This is a genomic window from Bacillus sp. FSL P2-0099, assembly GCF_038007445.1.
Classification (GTDB): domain Bacteria; phylum Bacillota; class Bacilli; order Bacillales; family Bacillaceae_G; genus Bacillus_A; species Bacillus_A mycoides.
In genome coordinates this window covers 257,501-274,472 of record NZ_JBBOXE010000001.1, presented here as the reverse complement: position 1 = coordinate 274,472, position 16,972 = coordinate 257,501, and the positions used below count along the sequence as shown (strand labels likewise).

General features: G+C 38.4%; 14 protein-coding genes, 2 tRNA genes, 2 rRNA genes and 2 riboswitches (1 of these 20 only partly in view). Of the genes, 3 read left to right on the top strand and 15 right to left on the bottom strand.

Annotated elements, in window-relative coordinates; genetic code table 11:
* Positions 1-62: 62 nt before the first annotated feature.
* From MKY90_RS01565 to groES, 6 genes are all read right to left on the bottom strand, one after another.
* Positions 63-1,568: a sensor histidine kinase gene (locus MKY90_RS01565; RefSeq protein WP_341090147.1), complete on the bottom strand. Its 1,506-nt coding sequence runs from the start codon at positions 1,566-1,568 to the stop codon at positions 63-65.
* Positions 1,552-2,253 carry a response regulator transcription factor gene (locus MKY90_RS01560; RefSeq protein WP_002029454.1) on the bottom strand — a complete coding sequence of 234 codons (702 nt, stop codon included), beginning with the start codon at positions 2,251-2,253 and terminating at the stop codon, positions 1,552-1,554. Before MKY90_RS01560 ends, MKY90_RS01565 begins: the two co-directional genes overlap by 17 nt.
* 145 nt (positions 2,254-2,398) lie before the next feature.
* Complete coding sequence (locus MKY90_RS01555; protein ID WP_078207011.1) at positions 2,399-3,724, bottom strand: NCS2 family permease; 1,326 nt, start codon at positions 3,722-3,724, stop codon at positions 2,399-2,401.
* Between the two features lie 127 nt (positions 3,725-3,851).
* Positions 3,852-3,953, bottom strand: a riboswitch (purine riboswitch).
* A 155-nt stretch (positions 3,954-4,108) separates the two neighbouring features.
* Positions 4,109-5,647 (bottom strand): glutamine-hydrolyzing GMP synthase, encoded by a 1,539-nt coding sequence (gene guaA / locus MKY90_RS01550; protein ID WP_122974556.1) that lies wholly within the window; start codon positions 5,645-5,647, stop codon positions 4,109-4,111.
* Positions 5,648-5,812: 165 nt separating this feature from the next.
* Positions 5,813-5,914: riboswitch (purine riboswitch) on the bottom strand.
* A 139-nt stretch (positions 5,915-6,053) separates the two neighbouring features.
* On the bottom strand, positions 6,054-7,688 hold the full coding sequence (gene groL / locus MKY90_RS01545) for a chaperonin GroEL (RefSeq protein ID WP_002029451.1): 1,635 nt from the start codon (positions 7,686-7,688) through the stop codon (positions 6,054-6,056).
* 37 nt (positions 7,689-7,725) lie between these two features.
* Positions 7,726-8,010 (bottom strand): co-chaperone GroES, encoded by a 285-nt coding sequence (gene groES, locus MKY90_RS01540; RefSeq protein ID WP_002009985.1) that lies wholly within the window; start codon positions 8,008-8,010, stop codon positions 7,726-7,728.
* A gap of 402 nt (positions 8,011-8,412) precedes the next feature.
* Here groES and MKY90_RS01535 point away from each other — a divergent pair, with 402 nt between their 5' ends.
* Together MKY90_RS01535 and MKY90_RS01530 are read left to right on the top strand one after the other, a co-directional pair.
* On the top strand, positions 8,413-9,162 hold the full coding sequence (locus MKY90_RS01535; RefSeq protein ID WP_002063533.1) for a CPBP family intramembrane glutamic endopeptidase: 750 nt from the start codon (positions 8,413-8,415) through the stop codon (positions 9,160-9,162).
* Complete coding sequence (locus tag MKY90_RS01530) at positions 9,159-9,350, top strand: YdiK family protein (protein WP_001246201.1); 192 nt, start codon at positions 9,159-9,161, stop codon at positions 9,348-9,350. The genes MKY90_RS01535 and MKY90_RS01530 overlap by 4 nt, the downstream gene beginning before the upstream one ends.
* 29 nt (positions 9,351-9,379) lie before the next feature.
* Here the strand turns inward: MKY90_RS01530 and MKY90_RS01525 are convergent, their stop codons facing one another.
* Positions 9,380-10,009, bottom strand: a complete 630-nt coding sequence (locus MKY90_RS01525) for a redox-sensing transcriptional repressor Rex (protein ID WP_000372704.1) — start codon at positions 10,007-10,009, stop codon at positions 9,380-9,382.
* Positions 10,010-10,196: 187 nt separating this feature from the next.
* On the opposite strand from MKY90_RS01525, the gene abc-f reads away from it, so the two are divergent.
* Entirely contained in the window at positions 10,197-12,119 is a 1,923-nt protein-coding gene (gene abc-f / locus MKY90_RS01520) for a ribosomal protection-like ABC-F family protein (protein ID WP_341090144.1), read from the top strand.
* A 413-nt stretch (positions 12,120-12,532) separates the two neighbouring features.
* Here the strand turns inward: abc-f and tsaD are convergent, their stop codons facing one another.
* From tsaD to MKY90_RS01480, 8 genes are all read right to left on the bottom strand, one after another.
* On the bottom strand, positions 12,533-13,549 hold the full coding sequence (gene tsaD / locus MKY90_RS01515; RefSeq protein ID WP_002009991.1) for a tRNA (adenosine(37)-N6)-threonylcarbamoyltransferase complex transferase subunit TsaD: 1,017 nt from the start codon (positions 13,547-13,549) through the stop codon (positions 12,533-12,535).
* On the bottom strand, positions 13,549-13,992 hold the full coding sequence (gene rimI / locus MKY90_RS01510; protein ID WP_002063534.1) for a ribosomal protein S18-alanine N-acetyltransferase: 444 nt from the start codon (positions 13,990-13,992) through the stop codon (positions 13,549-13,551). Before rimI ends, tsaD begins: the two co-directional genes overlap by 1 nt.
* 13 nt (positions 13,993-14,005) lie before the next feature.
* Positions 14,006-14,698: a tRNA (adenosine(37)-N6)-threonylcarbamoyltransferase complex dimerization subunit type 1 TsaB gene (gene tsaB / locus MKY90_RS01505; protein WP_002124827.1), complete on the bottom strand. Its 693-nt coding sequence runs from the start codon at positions 14,696-14,698 to the stop codon at positions 14,006-14,008.
* Positions 14,679-15,152 (bottom strand): tRNA (adenosine(37)-N6)-threonylcarbamoyltransferase complex ATPase subunit type 1 TsaE, encoded by a 474-nt coding sequence (tsaE, locus tag MKY90_RS01500; protein ID WP_002009995.1) that lies wholly within the window; start codon positions 15,150-15,152, stop codon positions 14,679-14,681. The genes tsaB and tsaE overlap by 20 nt, the downstream gene beginning before the upstream one ends.
* A gap of 174 nt (positions 15,153-15,326) precedes the next feature.
* Positions 15,327-15,402 (bottom strand) — tRNA-Asp (locus tag MKY90_RS01495).
* A gap of 3 nt (positions 15,403-15,405) precedes the next feature.
* Positions 15,406-15,482: transfer RNA gene (locus MKY90_RS01490), tRNA-Met, on the bottom strand.
* 12 nt (positions 15,483-15,494) lie between these two features.
* Positions 15,495-15,610: ribosomal RNA gene (gene rrf, locus MKY90_RS01485) — 5S ribosomal RNA — on the bottom strand.
* Positions 15,611-15,710: 100 nt separating this feature from the next.
* A 23S ribosomal RNA gene (locus tag MKY90_RS01480) occupies positions 15,711-16,972 on the bottom strand; it runs 1,660 nt beyond the window's last position.

The following is a 16,972-nucleotide window of genomic DNA, read 5'->3' as shown; positions in this document are numbered from 1 at the left end:
ATATAAAAAGGCTTATCCCTTTTAAAATAAGCCTTTTTATCCTATAACATTCTATTCATTTATTATTTTTCTATAATTGGTAATGAAACGATGAACTGAACGATCCCGTCCTCATACTCAGCTCGAATACTACCACCTTGCAACTCAACAATACTTTTCGCAATAGCTAATCCGAGCCCCGAACCTTCTGTTACTCTACTTCTAGATTGATCTTTCTTGTAAAACCGTTCAAACAAGTTCCCTAACTCTTCTCTCGTAAACTCTTCACTATGATTCGCAATAACAATTTGTATATTCCTGCGCTGCCTTTGAAGAGAAACTTTTATCTCTCCGTCATCTTTACTATACTTAATTGCATTCATTAGTAAGTTGTCGAATACACGGACCATCTTTTCCGAATCAATCATCGCATATGCACGTTCCTCAGGAAACTTCTTAACAAACATAAGGCCATGCTCTTCTGCTTGCGGTACTAACTCTTCTATTAATTGCTCCAATAACTCATTTATACAAACCTCTTGTTTTTCCAATATAACTTGCTCATTTGTTAACTTCGTATACTCAAATAAATCTTCTATTAAATTCTTTAACTGCTCCGACTTCGCAAAAGCAATTCTCGTATACTCATCATGTTGTTCTTTACTTTCATATTTAGAATCTCGAAGTAATCGCAAGTAACCCATTATAGAAGTCAGTGGTGTACGTAAATCGTGTGATACATTCGTAATAAGCTCATTCTTTTGCTTCTCTAATTTACGTTCCTTTTCTATATTATTCATAAGCTCTTCCGCCATATTATTAATATTCTCAGTTAAAGACGCAATCTCATCTTCACCTTTTTTCTCAATACGGTACGCTAAGTTTCCTTTTTCTATTTCCTTTACACCTTGTGCCATCGCTTCAATTTGCTTCATCTTTCTCTTTGTTGTATAGAAGAAAGAGAAAATAAATACAAGTACACCTATGAAAAACGGAAACGGTCCTTCTTGCGTATCATATATTACTTCACCTTCTGGAATCCCACTAACAAACATGTATAAATTCTTATCTTCTATTGTAATAGGTGCAAAAGCTATAAATTCTTTTCTCGTACTTTCAAATTCTTTTCTACCATTCATATAATTAATCGCAAACGATGATGCATTACGAATTGTATTATGCAAATCAATTTGCTCTTCTTGCGCCTGCTTCGTTTTATATAAAACTTTACCGCTCTCGTCAGTGACCAATACTTTTAAAGCTCTAGAGTTTTGTTCTAAATTTTGATTCTCTATTTCAATCATAGTTGATATAGCTTCTAATTTATTTTCATGAACTGAACTACTTGCCACGCTTTGAGCTTGTTGATTAATTTGTTCCATACCAACCCGATAATCGATCGTCGCCTCTCGATTCGCATTCTCAAAAAACGGTGCTGCTGCCTTCGCTGACAAAATCCCTAACAACGCACAAGCAGTAAACGCAGTAATAAGTTGAATTCGTATACTCCGTTTCACACTCTTCACTATCTTTCCAATTAATTCTCGAATTTTCCTAACATAAGTAAATGGATTAAATATCTTTTTCAATCTTATACCCCACTCCCCATACTGTTTTTATATATATTGGCTTCCTTGGATTCTCCTCAATCTTTTCACGCACTTTCCGAATATGAACCATTACCGTGTTATCCGACTGGAAAGATCTTTCGTTCCAAACCTTTTCATAAATTTGTTCCGCACTAAAGACCATCCCCGGATTACGGACTAGTAATTCTAAAATTGAAAATTCCCTCGGGGTCAGTTTCACTTCTTCTCCATCCACAATGACTGTATGAGTGGAGATGTTTATTTTCATCTCTCCAATTTCTAACTCGTCCTCATTTTGAATAGCAAAGCCATTCATTTTCATATAACGACGTAGCTGCGATTTAATTCTTGCGATTAACTCTAACGGGTTAAACGGTTTTGCTACATAATCATCTGCACCTGTTGTTAATCCTAAAATTTTATCCATATCTTGCGTTTTTGCCGAAAGCATAATAATCGGCATTTCCTTCGCTTCCCTTACTTTCATACACATATGAATACCATCTACTTTCGGCATCATAATATCTAATACGACTAAGTGCACTTCATTTTCTTCTAATATACGTAACCCTTCTTCTCCGTCCCCTGCTTGCAGTACTTTATATCCTTCGTTCTTTAAATAAATTGTAATAAGGTTCCTAATTTCTTTTTCATCATCTACGACAAGTATCGTTTCCCCGGCCATACTATCTCCCCCATCACTTTTTTAATCCCTAACTTCTATTATAAGAAAACTTCTGAAGAAAAACGCTCGGAAATCCTTAAGATTTTCTGAAGACGCAAAAAAGGTCTAGACTCCCCTCAAGTCTAGACCTTTCAAAAAACCCCTTTTATTTACGAACGTAGATGAAATATAGTATGAATAAAACTCCCATAACATACATAATTGGATGAATCTCTTTACGACGACCACTCACAACCATTGTAATTGGATAGAAGATAAACCCGATTGCAATTCCTGTTGCGATACTATACGTAAGTGGCATTGAAATGATAGTAAAGAACGCTGGCACTGCAATCTCAAATTTCTTCCAATCAATTTCTCCTAAAGATGAAACCATCAAGATCCCTACAATAATTAATGCTGGCGCTGTTACAGCTGGTGTCACAACACTTAATAGCGGCGAGAAGAATAGTGCCAGTAAGAAGAACCCTGCTGTTACAACCGCTGTAAATCCAGAACGTCCTCCTGCTGCTACCCCCGCAGACGATTCAATGTAAGACGTTGTTGTTGATGTACCTAAAATCGCACCAATTACAGTTGCAATCGCATCTGCAAATAACGCTTTACCTGCACGTGGTAATTTATTGTTCTTCATTAATCCCGCTTGATTCGCAACCGCTACAAGCGTACCTGCTGTATCAAAGAAATCGATAAAGAAGAACGTTATAATAACAATCGCCATTTCAACAGTGAAAATGTCTCCAAAGTGAGTTAATGCTACCCCGAACGTTGGTTCTAGACTCGGTATTGCTCCCACTACAGCTTTTGGTGTATCAATTAATCCAGTCGCTACTCCTAAGATCGCCGTAAGGATCATACCGTAGAAAACTGCACCATTTATTTTTTTAATCATGAAAATGATTGTAGTAACAACTCCGAAGATTGCTAGTAACGTTGTGCCCTTTGTTAAGTCCCCCAACCCAACAAGAACAGCATCATTCTTTACGATAATTCCAGCGTTTTGGAATCCAAGGAAGGCAATGAATAATCCAATACCCGCCGCTACTGCAAACTTTAACTCTACTGGAATTGCATTAATGATTTTTTCACGAATACCTGAAGCAGTAAGAATAATAAAGATAATACCTGACATTAATGTTCCAGCAATTGCCGTTTGCCACGGAATTCCCATCGTTAACACCGCTGTATAAGCAAAGAACGCGTTTATTCCCATACCTGGCGCTAAAGCAATCGGATACTTCGCAAATATCCCCATAATTAACGAACCAATCGCCGCTGCTAATGCTGTAGCAACGAATACTGCACCTGGATCCATTCCTGTACCTGCCGGTAATCCTTTAACATTTCCAAGCGACAGCGTAGCAGGATTGACAAATAGTACGTAAGCCATAGATAGAAATGTCGTTAAACCTGCTATGAACTCTGTTTTATAATTTGTGCCGAGTTCATCAAACTGAAAATAGCGTTTCATCTTACGTTTCCCCCGTTATATGATTACTCGCCGTATTTCCCCTAGCCCTCTTTTATCTATAAAAATAAAAAAGGCTTCCATTGCATATACATGGAAGCGTTCTATGAATAAAGACAAGTTTCCCCTCATCTTTATCAAAACGCCTCGTAGTCAAGCCATTTACGGTAGCTAGGTAGAAACTTTCGGGCCATATCCCCGATATTATACGACGGCATAATATTCACTTTTCGTTTGAATTACATACTCATATTAACTCGATGAGGTGGTTTTGTCAATTTAAAAACGAACATTTTTATAAATTTTTATATTTTCGTTCGTATTAAGGGTGAAAACAAAAAGATCCATCTATACATGAACGATAGATGGATCTTTTTTATTACAATACTATTCCCACTCAATAGTTGCTGGTGGCTTACTTGTTATATCATACACGATACGGTTAACGTGTTTTACTTCGTTTACGATACGTACAGAGATTTTCTCTAATACGTCCCAAGGGATACGTGCCCAGTCAGCTGTCATACCATCGATAGATGTTACTGCACGGATACCTACTGTGTAATCGTAAGTACGCTCGTCACCCATAACACCTACACTACGCATACCAGGAAGCGCAGTGAAGTATTGCCAAACTTCGCGGTCTAATCCTGCTTTTATAATTTCTTCACGTAAAATCGCATCAGATTCACGAACGATTTCTAATTTCTCTTCTGTAATTTCACCTAATACACGAATACCAAGACCAGGGCCTGGGAATGGTTGACGCCATACGATTTCATCAGGAATTCCTAGTTCTGATCCTAATACACGTACTTCGTCTTTAAATAAAGTATTTAAAGGCTCAATTAATTTGAACTGCATGTCTTCTGGAAGTCCACCAACGTTATGGTGAGATTTAATTGTTTGTGCAGTTGCTGTACCACTTTCAACGATATCCGTGTAAAGTGTACCTTGCGCTAGGAAGTCCATTCCTTGTAATTTAGAAGCTTCATCATCAAATACGTAAATGAATTCATTACCGATGATTTTACGTTTTTGCTCTGGATCTTCTACACCTTTTAACTTGTTCATGAAGCGCTCTTGTGCATCCACTTTAATAACGTTCATATGGAAGCCTTCGCTAAATGTTTTCATAACACCTTCTGCTTCATCTTTACGAAGTAAACCGTGATCCACGAAAATACATGTTAATTGGTCACCAATTGCCTTATGAATTAATACTGCTACAACAGAAGAGTCTACACCGCCACTAAGTGCGCATAATACTTTTTTGTCTCCAACAGTTTCACGGATCTTCTCTAATTCTACTTCAATAAAGTTCTCCATGTTCCATCCTTCAGAACAACCACATACGCCGAATACGAAGTTTTTAATTAAATCGTTACCGTGCTCAGAGTGACGTACTTCTGGGTGGAATTGTACACCGTATAAGTTTTCCGCTTCATTGCTCATACCAGCAATTGGACAAGACTCACTTGTTGCATCTACTACGAACCCTTCAGGTAAACCAGTTACTAAGTCACCATGGCTCATCCATACAACTTGCTCTTCTGGAAGGTTCGCATATAATTTTGATTCGTTCTCTACTTTAAGAACAGCTTTTCCGTACTCACGGTGGTTTGCACGTTCTACTTTCCCACCGAAGTGTTGCGTCATAAGCTGCATACCGTAACAAATACCGAAAATCGGTAATCCTAGTTCAAAGATTTTTTCATCACAATGTAATGCACCTTCACCGTATACACTATTTGGTCCACCAGAGAAGATAATCCCTTTTGGATTCATTGCTTTAATTTCTTCTGCAGTAATTGTATGTGGATGAAGTTCACTGTATACACCGAACTCACGAATTCGACGTGCTATTAACTGATTGTACTGACTCCCAAAATCTAAAACGATAATTGTATCATGCTGCTTCTTCAAAATAATCACCCCAACGTTAGTTCTCGTATATAAATATTTTCACCAATTTGGCGAAAAGCATTACTAATATAATAAAAAAAGCCAGTCCTCCGCCTCTAGTCTCATGACAAAGAAAAGGCAGGGGTCTGGCTTTATAAAGAAAGATAGTCTTCCGCTCTTTATAAATATAAGACGCACTGCCTTCATAGTCAGGTTGTTTACGGTAACCCGGTAGAGACTCTCAAACCATATCATCGAGGATATATGAAGGATTGTTTTATATTATCTTCCTAGATTCTAACAATGAAGTATCGGTATGGTCAAGAGAGAAAGCGACAAAATTCTACAGAAATTATTTTCCTGCGCTCAAAAACATAAAAAAACATCCACTTCTATATAGAAGTGGATGTTTTTCGGGAGAACGGAATTACATCATTCCGCCCATACCGCCCATGCCCATGCCGCCCATGTCAGGCATTGCTGGTGCATTTGGTTCTGGCTTGTCAGCAACTACAGCTTCAGTTGTTAAGAACATAGCTGCAACAGATGCTGCGTTTTGAAGTGCAGAACGAGTTACTTTAGCTGGATCTACGATACCAGACTCAAGCATGTTAACCCATTCGCCAGTAGCTGCGTTGAAACCAACGCCTACTTTTTCGCCTTTTAGACGCTCTACAACTACAGATCCTTCTAGACCAGCGTTGATTGCGATTTGACGAACTGGCTCTTCTAGTGCACGAAGTACGATGTTGATACCTGTTGCTTCGTCGCCTTCAGCTACGATAGAAGCTACTTTTGTGTATACGTTCATAAGTGAAGTACCACCACCTGCAACGATACCTTCTTCTACTGCTGCACGAGTTGAGTTAAGTGCATCTTCAATGCGAAGTTTGCGCTCTTTTAACTCAGTTTCAGTTGCTGCACCTACTTTAATTACTGCTACACCGCCCGCAAGTTTAGCAAGACGCTCTTGTAATTTTTCACGATCGAATTCAGAAGTAGTTTCTTCTAATTGCGCGCGGATTTGACCGATGCGAGCTTCGATTTGTTGTGAATTTCCAATACCTTCAACTACAGTTGTGTTTTCTTTCGTTACAACAATTTTACCAGCACGTCCTAAAGATTCAACTGTAGCAGATTTTAAGTCACGTCCTAATTCTTCAGTGATTACTTCGCCACCAGTTAAGATTGCGATATCTTCTAGCATCGCTTTACGACGGTCACCAAATCCAGGAGCTTTAACAGCAACTACATTGAATGTACCACGAAGTTTGTTCACTACTAATGTAGCTAACGCTTCGCCTTCTACATCTTCAGCAATGATAAGAAGTGGTTTACCTTGTTGTACCACTTGCTCTAATACTGGTAAGATTTCTTGGATGTTAGAAATCTTTTTGTCAGTAATTAAAATGTATGGGTTATCAAGAACTGCTTCCATTTTGTCAGAATCAGTAATCATGTAAGGAGATGCATATCCACGATCAAATTGCATACCTTCTACTACGTCTAATTCTGTTGTGAATCCTTTAGATTCTTCTAAAGTAATAACGCCGTCGTTACCAACGCGCTCCATTGCTTCAGCGATTAATTGACCTACTTCTTCGTCAGCCGAAGAAATAGCAGCTACTTGTGCGATAGAAGATTTACCTTCGATTGGTTTAGAAATCGCTTTTAATTCTTCAATTGCAGCAGTAACAGCTTTTTCGATACCTTTACGAAGACCCATTGGGTTTGCACCAGCTGTTACGTTTTTAAGACCTTCACGAATCATAGCTTGCGCTAATACAGTTGCAGTTGTCGTTCCGTCACCAGCTACATCGTTTGTTTTGCTAGCAACTTCTGCTACTAATTTCGCACCCATGTTTTCGAATGCATCTTCTAATTCGATTTCTTTTGCGATTGTTACACCGTCATTTGTAATAAGTGGTGAACCGAATTTTTTCTCAAGTACAACGTTACGACCTTTTGGTCCAAGCGTTACTTTTACTGCGTTTGCAAGAGTGTCGACACCGCGAAGCATCGAACGACGTGCTTCTTCACTAAATTTAATATCTTTTGCCATAATAATTGACCCCCTTGGATTTTTAAAATGTATATAATTAACCGATAATTGCTAAAATGTCACTTTCACGTAAAATCAAGTAGTCTGTACCTTCGTATTTCACTTCAGTACCTGCATATTTTGAGAAGATGATAAGATCACCTGCTGCTACCTCTAAAGCAACACGCTCACCATTTTCAAGCACTCGGCCTGTACCTACTGCAATAACTTTACCCTCTTGTGGTTTTTCTTTTGCAGTTTCTGGTAATACAATACCACTTGCTGTTTTTTCTTCTGCTTGAACAAGTTCAATTACAACGCGATCACCTAATGGCTTTAGCATGAACAATAACCTCCTCATTTTGTTATGTAAATTTTATTTATTAGCACTCAAGTCACACGAGTGCTAACACACTTCTAATAATAAATAATCTCAATTTCTTTTGCAAGTAAAAAAATCATAATTTTTTCGCAAATTACTTTATGCACTTTCCTATATATCATTACTTCTCCTACTGCCTTTACTATATGAATCGTTGTTCCCACTTCTTGTATGTTACAATATGAAAGACACCCTAAGTTGTTTTCGCTAAACGTACAACTTTTTCCTGTCTCCTATTTTATTTTCAAATACTTATTTACAAAAAAAATATAATTCAAATGAAAGTTTATATCGTAGGTAGCATATTTACATGTTATCCTACCTTATCTCATACACTAGAGTTAGAAAGGATGGTTAAACCATTTGAAGAAACAATATTGGTGGATTATCGTTACATACATTTTAATGCAGTTATCTGGAATTGTTGGCTTACCACTACTCCTAAAAACAGGACTCTATGATAATAGAGGATTTACCATGGAGGAAAAAGGTCAAATCATAACGGGACATTGGGCAATCATTAGCTTCTTTGTTGCATTATGTATCGTGCTTTGGTTACTTAGAATAGATATTCGTGACAGGCATTTAGATAAAATGCGTGTTACGATCCCAGCTACAGTTGGTTGGATTATAATCGGTATTCTCTTAGCTTTCTCTTCCCAAATAATTGCCGGTATGATCGAAATGCGTCTACTAGGAATTAAACAAGGTTCGGAAAATACAATGAAGCTGATGGAAATTGCAAGAACGACACCTTGGTTCCTCATTGTTGTATCTATAATCGGACCTATCTTAGAGGAAATCGTATTTAGAAAAATTTTATTTGGCACACTTTATAAGAGATTTAATTTCTTTGTTGCTGCTATCATTAGTTCACTTGTATTCGCGGCGATTCATTTTGATTTTACTCACTTATTGGTATACACTTCTATGGGGCTCGTATTCGCCTTTTTATATGTACAAACGAAACGCATTATCGTTCCTATAGCAGCCCATGTGGCAATGAATACATTAGTCGCTATTGGACAAATTTTTATGAGCAATGAGCAAATTCAAGAAATGATTAAAGAAGCTGAAAAAATGCAAGGCTTTATCGGAGGATTTTTAGTATGAGAAACTCACCATTGTTCATGGCTGCATTGTACTTTCTTCTTGGATGTATCTTTACACGCTTCGCCATTACGAACGTAACAGATACAATCTGGAATATGTGGACAATACTATTTGCAGTTATGGCAACAATTGATTTTAATTTGGCACTTCGCCTTATCTTAGTTAAATTCACAAAGAAAAAACAATAATAAAACGCAGAGGTCATCTCCTCTGCGTTTTATTGTGGATAATTCTTCAAAAAGTAAACAAGAGTTTGTAACTCTACAGCTAAATCAATGTGATGAATCCTTATATTCTCTGACACATTTAAGCGTGCTGGTGTGAAATTTAAAATACCATGCACGTTCGTTTCTGCCAATCTATCTGCCACAGATTGCGCTACTGTAGCGGGTACCGTTAATATTGCCACTTGTATATCAGTTGATAAACGTTCTTCTAATTCATCCAAATGATATACAGGAATGCCTCCGATTTCTGTTCCAACTTTCTCTTCACTAACATCAAACGCCATTTCAATTTTTGTATTATTGTTTTTCGTGAAATTATAATGTAAGAAAGCGGTCCCTAAATTACCTACTCCAATAAGTGCCACGCGTGTTATATCATCTTGGTCGAGTGTTTCACGGAAAAATGATAATAAATAATTTACGTTATATCCATATCCTTTTTTCCCTAACGCTCCAAAATATGAAAAATCTCTTCGAATAGTTGCGGAATCAACCTTTACCGCTTCACTCAATTCGGCTGATGAAACACGTTGCTTACCAGAAAGAGATAAGTTTTGGATAAATCGATAGTATAGAGGCAATCGTTTGGCAGTGGCCTGTGGAATTTTTTGCTGATCCATATAACCTCTCCTCTCTTCCTATCTTTATTCTTATACTTGAATCAAATACAGAAGTTTAGTACTCATGAATTTCCTTGTATAATAAAGAGAAGAAGTATTCTCTCTTTATTTTAAACTATACACTATTTTTAGTATGATTGAGAAATATAAACATGGCAAAGTTAAGAAATTATTTGAGGTGAAAACATTGATATTATTACAAGTGAATGGGCTTTCGAAATTATACGGTGCAGAAACGATTCTTGCAAACATAAAATTGGAAGTACAAACAAAAGATCGTATCGCATTAGTCGGACGAAATGGAGCTGGAAAATCTACATTATTAAAAATAATAGCTGGCGAGTTATCTCATGATGGTGGTGAAATTATAAAACCGAAAGATGTCTCAATGGGGTATTTAGCTCAAAATACTGGACTCGAAACGTCTTTAACAATTTGGGATGAAATGTTAACCGTCTTTACACACTTGCAGCAGATGGAGACAAAACTTCGAAGGCTAGAGCAAGAGATGGGAAAAGAAGAAAACTTTTCAAATGCGGCTATATATGAGAAATTATTAGCTGACTATGACCAATTACAATTAGATTATAAAGATCAAGGCGGCTATCAGTACGAAGCGGATATACGCTCAATTTTAAGCGGTCTTGGCTTCCCAGTTGAAACGCATCAGACGAAAATTTCCACATTAAGTGGTGGACAAAAGACTCGATTAGCTCTCGGGAAATTATTATTAACTAGACCAGACTTACTTATTTTAGACGAACCTACAAACCATTTGGATATTGAGACACTAACATGGCTTGAACAATATTTACAAGGCTATCCTGGCGCGATTTTAATCGTTTCCCATGACCGTTATTTCTTAGATAAACTTGTTACACAAGTATACGAAATTTCTAATAAGGAAAGCCGACGATTTGTTGGTAACTACAGTAAATATTTAGACTCAAAATCAGCTCTATACGAGCAAGAAATGAAGCGTTATGAAAAACAACAAGATGAAATTTCTAAACTGGAAGACTTTGTACAAAAAAATATAGCTCGTGCATCTACGACAAAACGCGCTCAAAGTCGCCGTAAACAATTAGACAGAATGGAAGTATTAACTAAACCATTAGGCGATTCTAAATCAGCTTCCTTCCACTTCGATATTGAAAAACAAAGTGGAAATGATGTTTTACAAGTGAAAGATGCAACTATTGGCTATTATCAGGAACCGATTATTGAACATGTAAATATGCGCTTAACTCGCGGTGACAGTGTTGCCTTAGTTGGGCCAAACGGAATTGGAAAATCTACATTATTAAAATCCATTGTGAATAAGTTACAGCTATTACATGGAAACGTTGCTTTCGGCTCAAGTGTATCTGTTGGTTATTATGATCAAGAACAAGCCAACTTAACATCGTCGAAGCGAGTTTTAAATGAATTATGGGATGAATATCCCCTGCAACCTGAAAAAGAAATTCGCACTATACTAGGCAACTTTTTATTCACAGGGGATGATGTACTCAAACCAGTATCTTCTCTTAGTGGTGGACAAAAGGCTCGACTAGCTCTTGCAAAACTTATGATGCAAAAATCCAATTTATTAATTCTCGATGAGCCAACAAACCATCTTGATTTAAATAGTAAAGAGATTTTGGAGAATGCTTTAATTGATTACCCAGGTACTCTTCTATTCGTCTCTCATGACCGCTACTTTATTAATCGCGTAACGACAACCGTTGTTGAGTTATCAACAGAAGGTGCACAAGAATATTTAGGTGATTACGATTATTACGTTGAAAAGAAAAATGAAATGATTGAACGTGCGGAACTAGAGCAAGAAGATGAAGTACCTGTTCAAAAAGTGGTGGCACAAGAAAAATTAAATTATCTCGAAGAAAAAGAACGTAAACAGTTAGAGCGTCAACGTACTCGAAAAATTGAAGAACTGGAACAAAATATCGTAGGCTTAGAAGAAGAAATTGCTACGTTAGAAGACCAACTTTGCTTACCAGAAATATATGCAGATTATGAAAAGGCTAGTGAAATTACAACTAAAAAACAAACACTGCAAGAACAGCTTGAAGCTTGTATGGCAGAATGGGAAGAACTGCATATATAAGAGAATTTAAAAGAGGAGGATGTCTCATAAGTCGGGCTTTTTGACGAGATGACCTCCTTTTTATTTTCTGTTTTGGAATCAATACCATAATAAATGAAATTATACAAACCATTCGACAAGGATTGACAATAGTAGCACCTTATATAATAAGAGGAGGATGTTTCAAAATGTTTTTTGGACATCTCTTTGTTTTTTATTTCCCAAAAAAGAATTTCTTCAAAGGTCAGACTTCCTCTATGTTATCCACAAGGTTATACACATATCCACCTTTATAATATAAACTTTCAAATAACTTTTCCACATTATCCACAACTTGATAAAAAGTTATGCACATTTTATGTACACAAAAAAACCCAAATTATCAACAGATAATTCGGGTTTTATCCACAAGCTGTGGTTAATTTTGTGTATAACTATGCTTCAATATCTAATCCTGGATTTGCATTTAAAGCTAATGTAGCGCGTTTTCCTTGTTCGTATGCAATTGTACCTGCAGCCGCAATCATCGCTGCATTATCTGTGCATAAAGATAGAGGAGGAATAATTAGCTCTATATTTTCTTTTTGTGCAAATTCTGCTGCTAAACGTGCACGAAGCCCTTTATTAGCAGCTACTCCACCAGCAAGAAGCACTTGTTTTACATTATAAGCATCTGCTGCACGAGACGCTTTCGTTACAAGTACATCTATTACACTTTCTTGGAAACTTGCTGCTAAATCTTCTGGTGCAATTTCTATACCGCGCTGTTTTGCGTTATGCACAGTGTTGATAACTGCTGATTTCAATCCACTAAAGCTGAAATCATACGAATCAGGTTCTAGCCACGCACGAGGCAAATCAATTGTTGGTTTTCCTTCATGCGCAAGGCGATCAATATGAGGACCACCTGGATAAGGCATTGATAATGTACGAGCTACTTTATCGTAAGCTTCTCCTGCCGCATCATCTCGCGTTTCACCAATCACTTCAAATGAACCATGTTCTTTCATATAAACAAGCTCCGTATGTCCACCGGATACAACAAGCGATAGTAACGGGAATTGTACTTCTTTTACTAAACGATTCGCATAAATATGACCAGCAATATGATGAACACCAACTAGAGGGATATCATGAGCAAAAGCCACAGCTTTCGCTGCATTTACACCTATTAAAAGTGCTCCGACTAAACCTGGTCCTTCTGTTACAGCAATTGCATCAATATCCTCAAAAGTGATATTCGCTTCTTTTAAAGCTTCTTCTAACACAACTGTGATTTCTTCTACATGATGACGGGATGCAATCTCTGGTACAACTCCACCAAAACGCTTATGACTTTCAATTTGCGATGCAACGACATTCGCAATGATTTCCGTTCCATTTTTAACAACTGCTACAGCTGTTTCATCACAGCTTGTTTCAATACCAAGTATAATCGTATTTTTTTCCATTATATATTCACCCACATTACAAGACCATCTTCCTGATTGTCTGCATAGTATCGTTTACGAATCCCACCATTTTGAAATCCGTATTTTCTGTATAACTGCTTTGCTACTTCATTTGACATGCGTACTTCAAGTGTCATTGTTTTTACTCCTAAACCTTTCGCTTCGGAAATGACTTCTTTTAATAAGGCATCCCCTAGCTTTTGACCTCTGTATTCCGGCAGGATAGCTATATTTGTTACATGTGATTCATCAATAATTATCCACAATCCACAATATCCAATTACGAGACCATCTTTTTCTAGCACGACATAATGTGCATGTTCATTCACCTCTAATTCACGGTGAAAGGCATCTGCAGTCCAAGGGGTTGAAAAAGATGCTTCTTCAATAGCTACAATTTGAGCAATATCATCGAGTGCCATCTTTCTAAATATCATATCCATCTTCTGTAGGCCCCTATTGTTTTTGACTTTCTAACCATTTTGTTTCAGCTTCAGCTAAACGAAGATAGCTAGGAACAAACGTATGCACGTCTTGTTCTTCTTTTTGTAATCCTAAAAATGCTAATTCACTTGGTCTTGGGTTATTCTTAGTGAACGGAGCAAATACAGCTTGATCACCTAAATATTCTACAATTGTTTCTTTATGCAATTTAACATCGTTACCAATAAATAAAACAGGCTGTTCTTTATCTTTTAACATTTGCAACCAGTCAACAATAAGAATAATTCGGTCTTCTTCTATTGAAGTTATACGCTCTCCTTCATATGTATATAACCCCGTGTAAATTTGACCACGTCGGCCATCAAATAAAGGACAAATTAGTCCATTAAAATTAGTACCATTTGCAGCCACCACTTCCAAACTTGATACACCTACAATTGGTATTTGAAGTGACCAAGCTAATGTTTTTGCCGCTGTCACACCTATACGAACACCTGTATATGATCCCGGTCCAGCTGCTACAACAATTTTAGTCAATTCTTTCGGTTTTACACCGCATTCTTTTAACAGTTTCTCTACAGCTGGCATAAGACGTACAGAATGGTTTTTTGTTAAATTTGTAATGATTTCCCCAATCACGTTCCCTTCCTCAATAAGGGATACACCCATTACGTAATTTGAAGTATCAATTGCTAGTACTTTCATCTTGTAATAGCTCCTCACATAATCTAATATAGCGATCTCCAATTGGCTCGAGTACAATTTTTCTTGTATCATCTCCAGCATGGAATAAACTAATTTGCAACTTCTCATTCGGTAAATATGCTTCTATTAAATGAGCCCATTCTACTACTGTAATCCCTTCACCATAGAAATACTCATCAAATCCTAAATCTTCTTCACTTTCCGCTAAACGATACACATCCATATGATATAGCGGTAATCTTCCTTTATATTCTTTAATAATATTGAAGGTAGGACTATTTACGACTCTTTTCACTCCAAGACCTTTTGCTAGTCCTTTTGTAAAAGTCGTCTTGCCAGCTCCAAGATCACCTTCTAAAATAATTACATCTTTTTCCTTTACAAGTCTCCCTAATTTTTCTGATAATCGCTGGGTTTCTTCGGAAGATTTTGTTGTTATTTCATATTTACTCACAGACTTCACCTACTTTACTCACAATGTTCTCTGCTCTTTATTATACAGGTTTTAAATATATAAAAAAGTCCTTAGGAGTTTTCCTAAGGATAGTTTGACTGTCTTTATTAGTTTTTTGTTAAAACAAATAAAAAAATACGAAACAACTTGTTTCGTTCTTTTCTTTATATAAAATGGCGGTCCCGACCGGGGTCGAACCGGCGATCTCCTGCGTGACAGGCAGGCATGTTAACCACTACACCACGGGACCATTTGGTTGCGGGGACAGGATTTGAACCTGCGACCTTCGGGTTATGAGCCCGACGAGCTACCGTACTGCTCCACCCCGCGATGATATAAATAGCCTGGCAACGTCCTACTCTCACAGGGACAAGGTCCCAACTACCATCGGCGCTAGAGAGCTTAACTTCCGTGTTCGGTATGGGAACGGGTGTGACCTCTCTGCCATCATTACCAGACATTATTCTTTTGAGACAATCATTATTATAACTTATTCACTCTAAAAGTCAATAAGTTTTTTATATTCTCTCAAAACTAGATAACGTTGCTTCATATTATATGGTTAAGTCCTCGATCTATTAGTATTCGTCAGCTCCACATGTCACCATGCTTCCACCTCGAACCTATCAACCTGATCATCTTTCAGGGATCTTACTAGCTTACGCTATGGGAAATCTCATCTTGAGGGGGGCTTCATGCTTAGATGCTTTCAGCACTTATCCCTTCCGCACATAGCTACCCAGCTATGCCCTTGGCAGAACAACTGGTACACCAGCGGTGCGTCCATCCCGGTCCTCTCGTACTAAGGACAGCTCCTCTCAAATTTCCTGCGCCCACGACGGATAGGGACCGAACTGTCTCACGACGTTCTGAACCCAGCTCGCGTACCGCTTTAATGGGCGAACAGCCCAACCCTTGGGACCGACTACAGCCCCAGGATGCGATGAGCCGACATCGAGGTGCCAAACCTCCCCGTCGATGTGGACTCTTGGGGGAGATAAGCCTGTTATCCCCGGGGTAGCTTTTATCCGTTGAGCGATGGCCCTTCCATGCGGAACCACCGGATCACTAAGCCCGACTTTCGTCCCTGCTCGACTTGTAGGTCTCGCAGTCAAGCTCCCTTATGCCTTTGCACTCTACGAATGATTTCCAACCATTCTGAGGGAACCTTTGGGCGCCTCCGTTACACTTTAGGAGGCGACCGCCCCAGTCAAACTGCCCACCTGACACTGTCTCCCGGGTCGATAAGACCCGTAGGTTAGAATTTCAATACAGTCAGGGCGGTATCCCACCAGCGCCTCCACCGAAGCTAGCGCTCCGGTTTCAATGGCTCCCGCCTATCCTGTACAAACTGTACCAAAATTCAATATCAGGCTACAGTAAAGCTCCACGGGGTCTTTCCGTCCTGTCGCGGGTAACCTGCATCTTCACAGGTACTATAATTTCACCGAGTCTCTGGTTGAGACAGTGCCCAAATCGTTACACCTTTCGTGCGGGTCGGAACTTACCCGACAAGGAATTTCGCTACCTTAGGACCGTTATAGTTACGGCCGCCGTTTACTGGGGCTTCAGTTCAGAGCTTCGCTTACGCTAACCCCTCTCCTTAACCTTCCAGCACCGGGCAGGTGTCAGCCCCTATACTTCGCCTTACGGCTTCGCAGAGACCTGTGTTTTTGCTAAACAGTCGCTTGGGCCTATTCACTGCGGCTTTCCGTTAAGAAAGCACCCCTTCTCCCGAAGTTACGGGGTCATTTTGCCGAGTTCCTTAACCAGAGTTCTCTCGCACACCTTAGGATTCTCTCCTCGCCTACCTGTGTCGG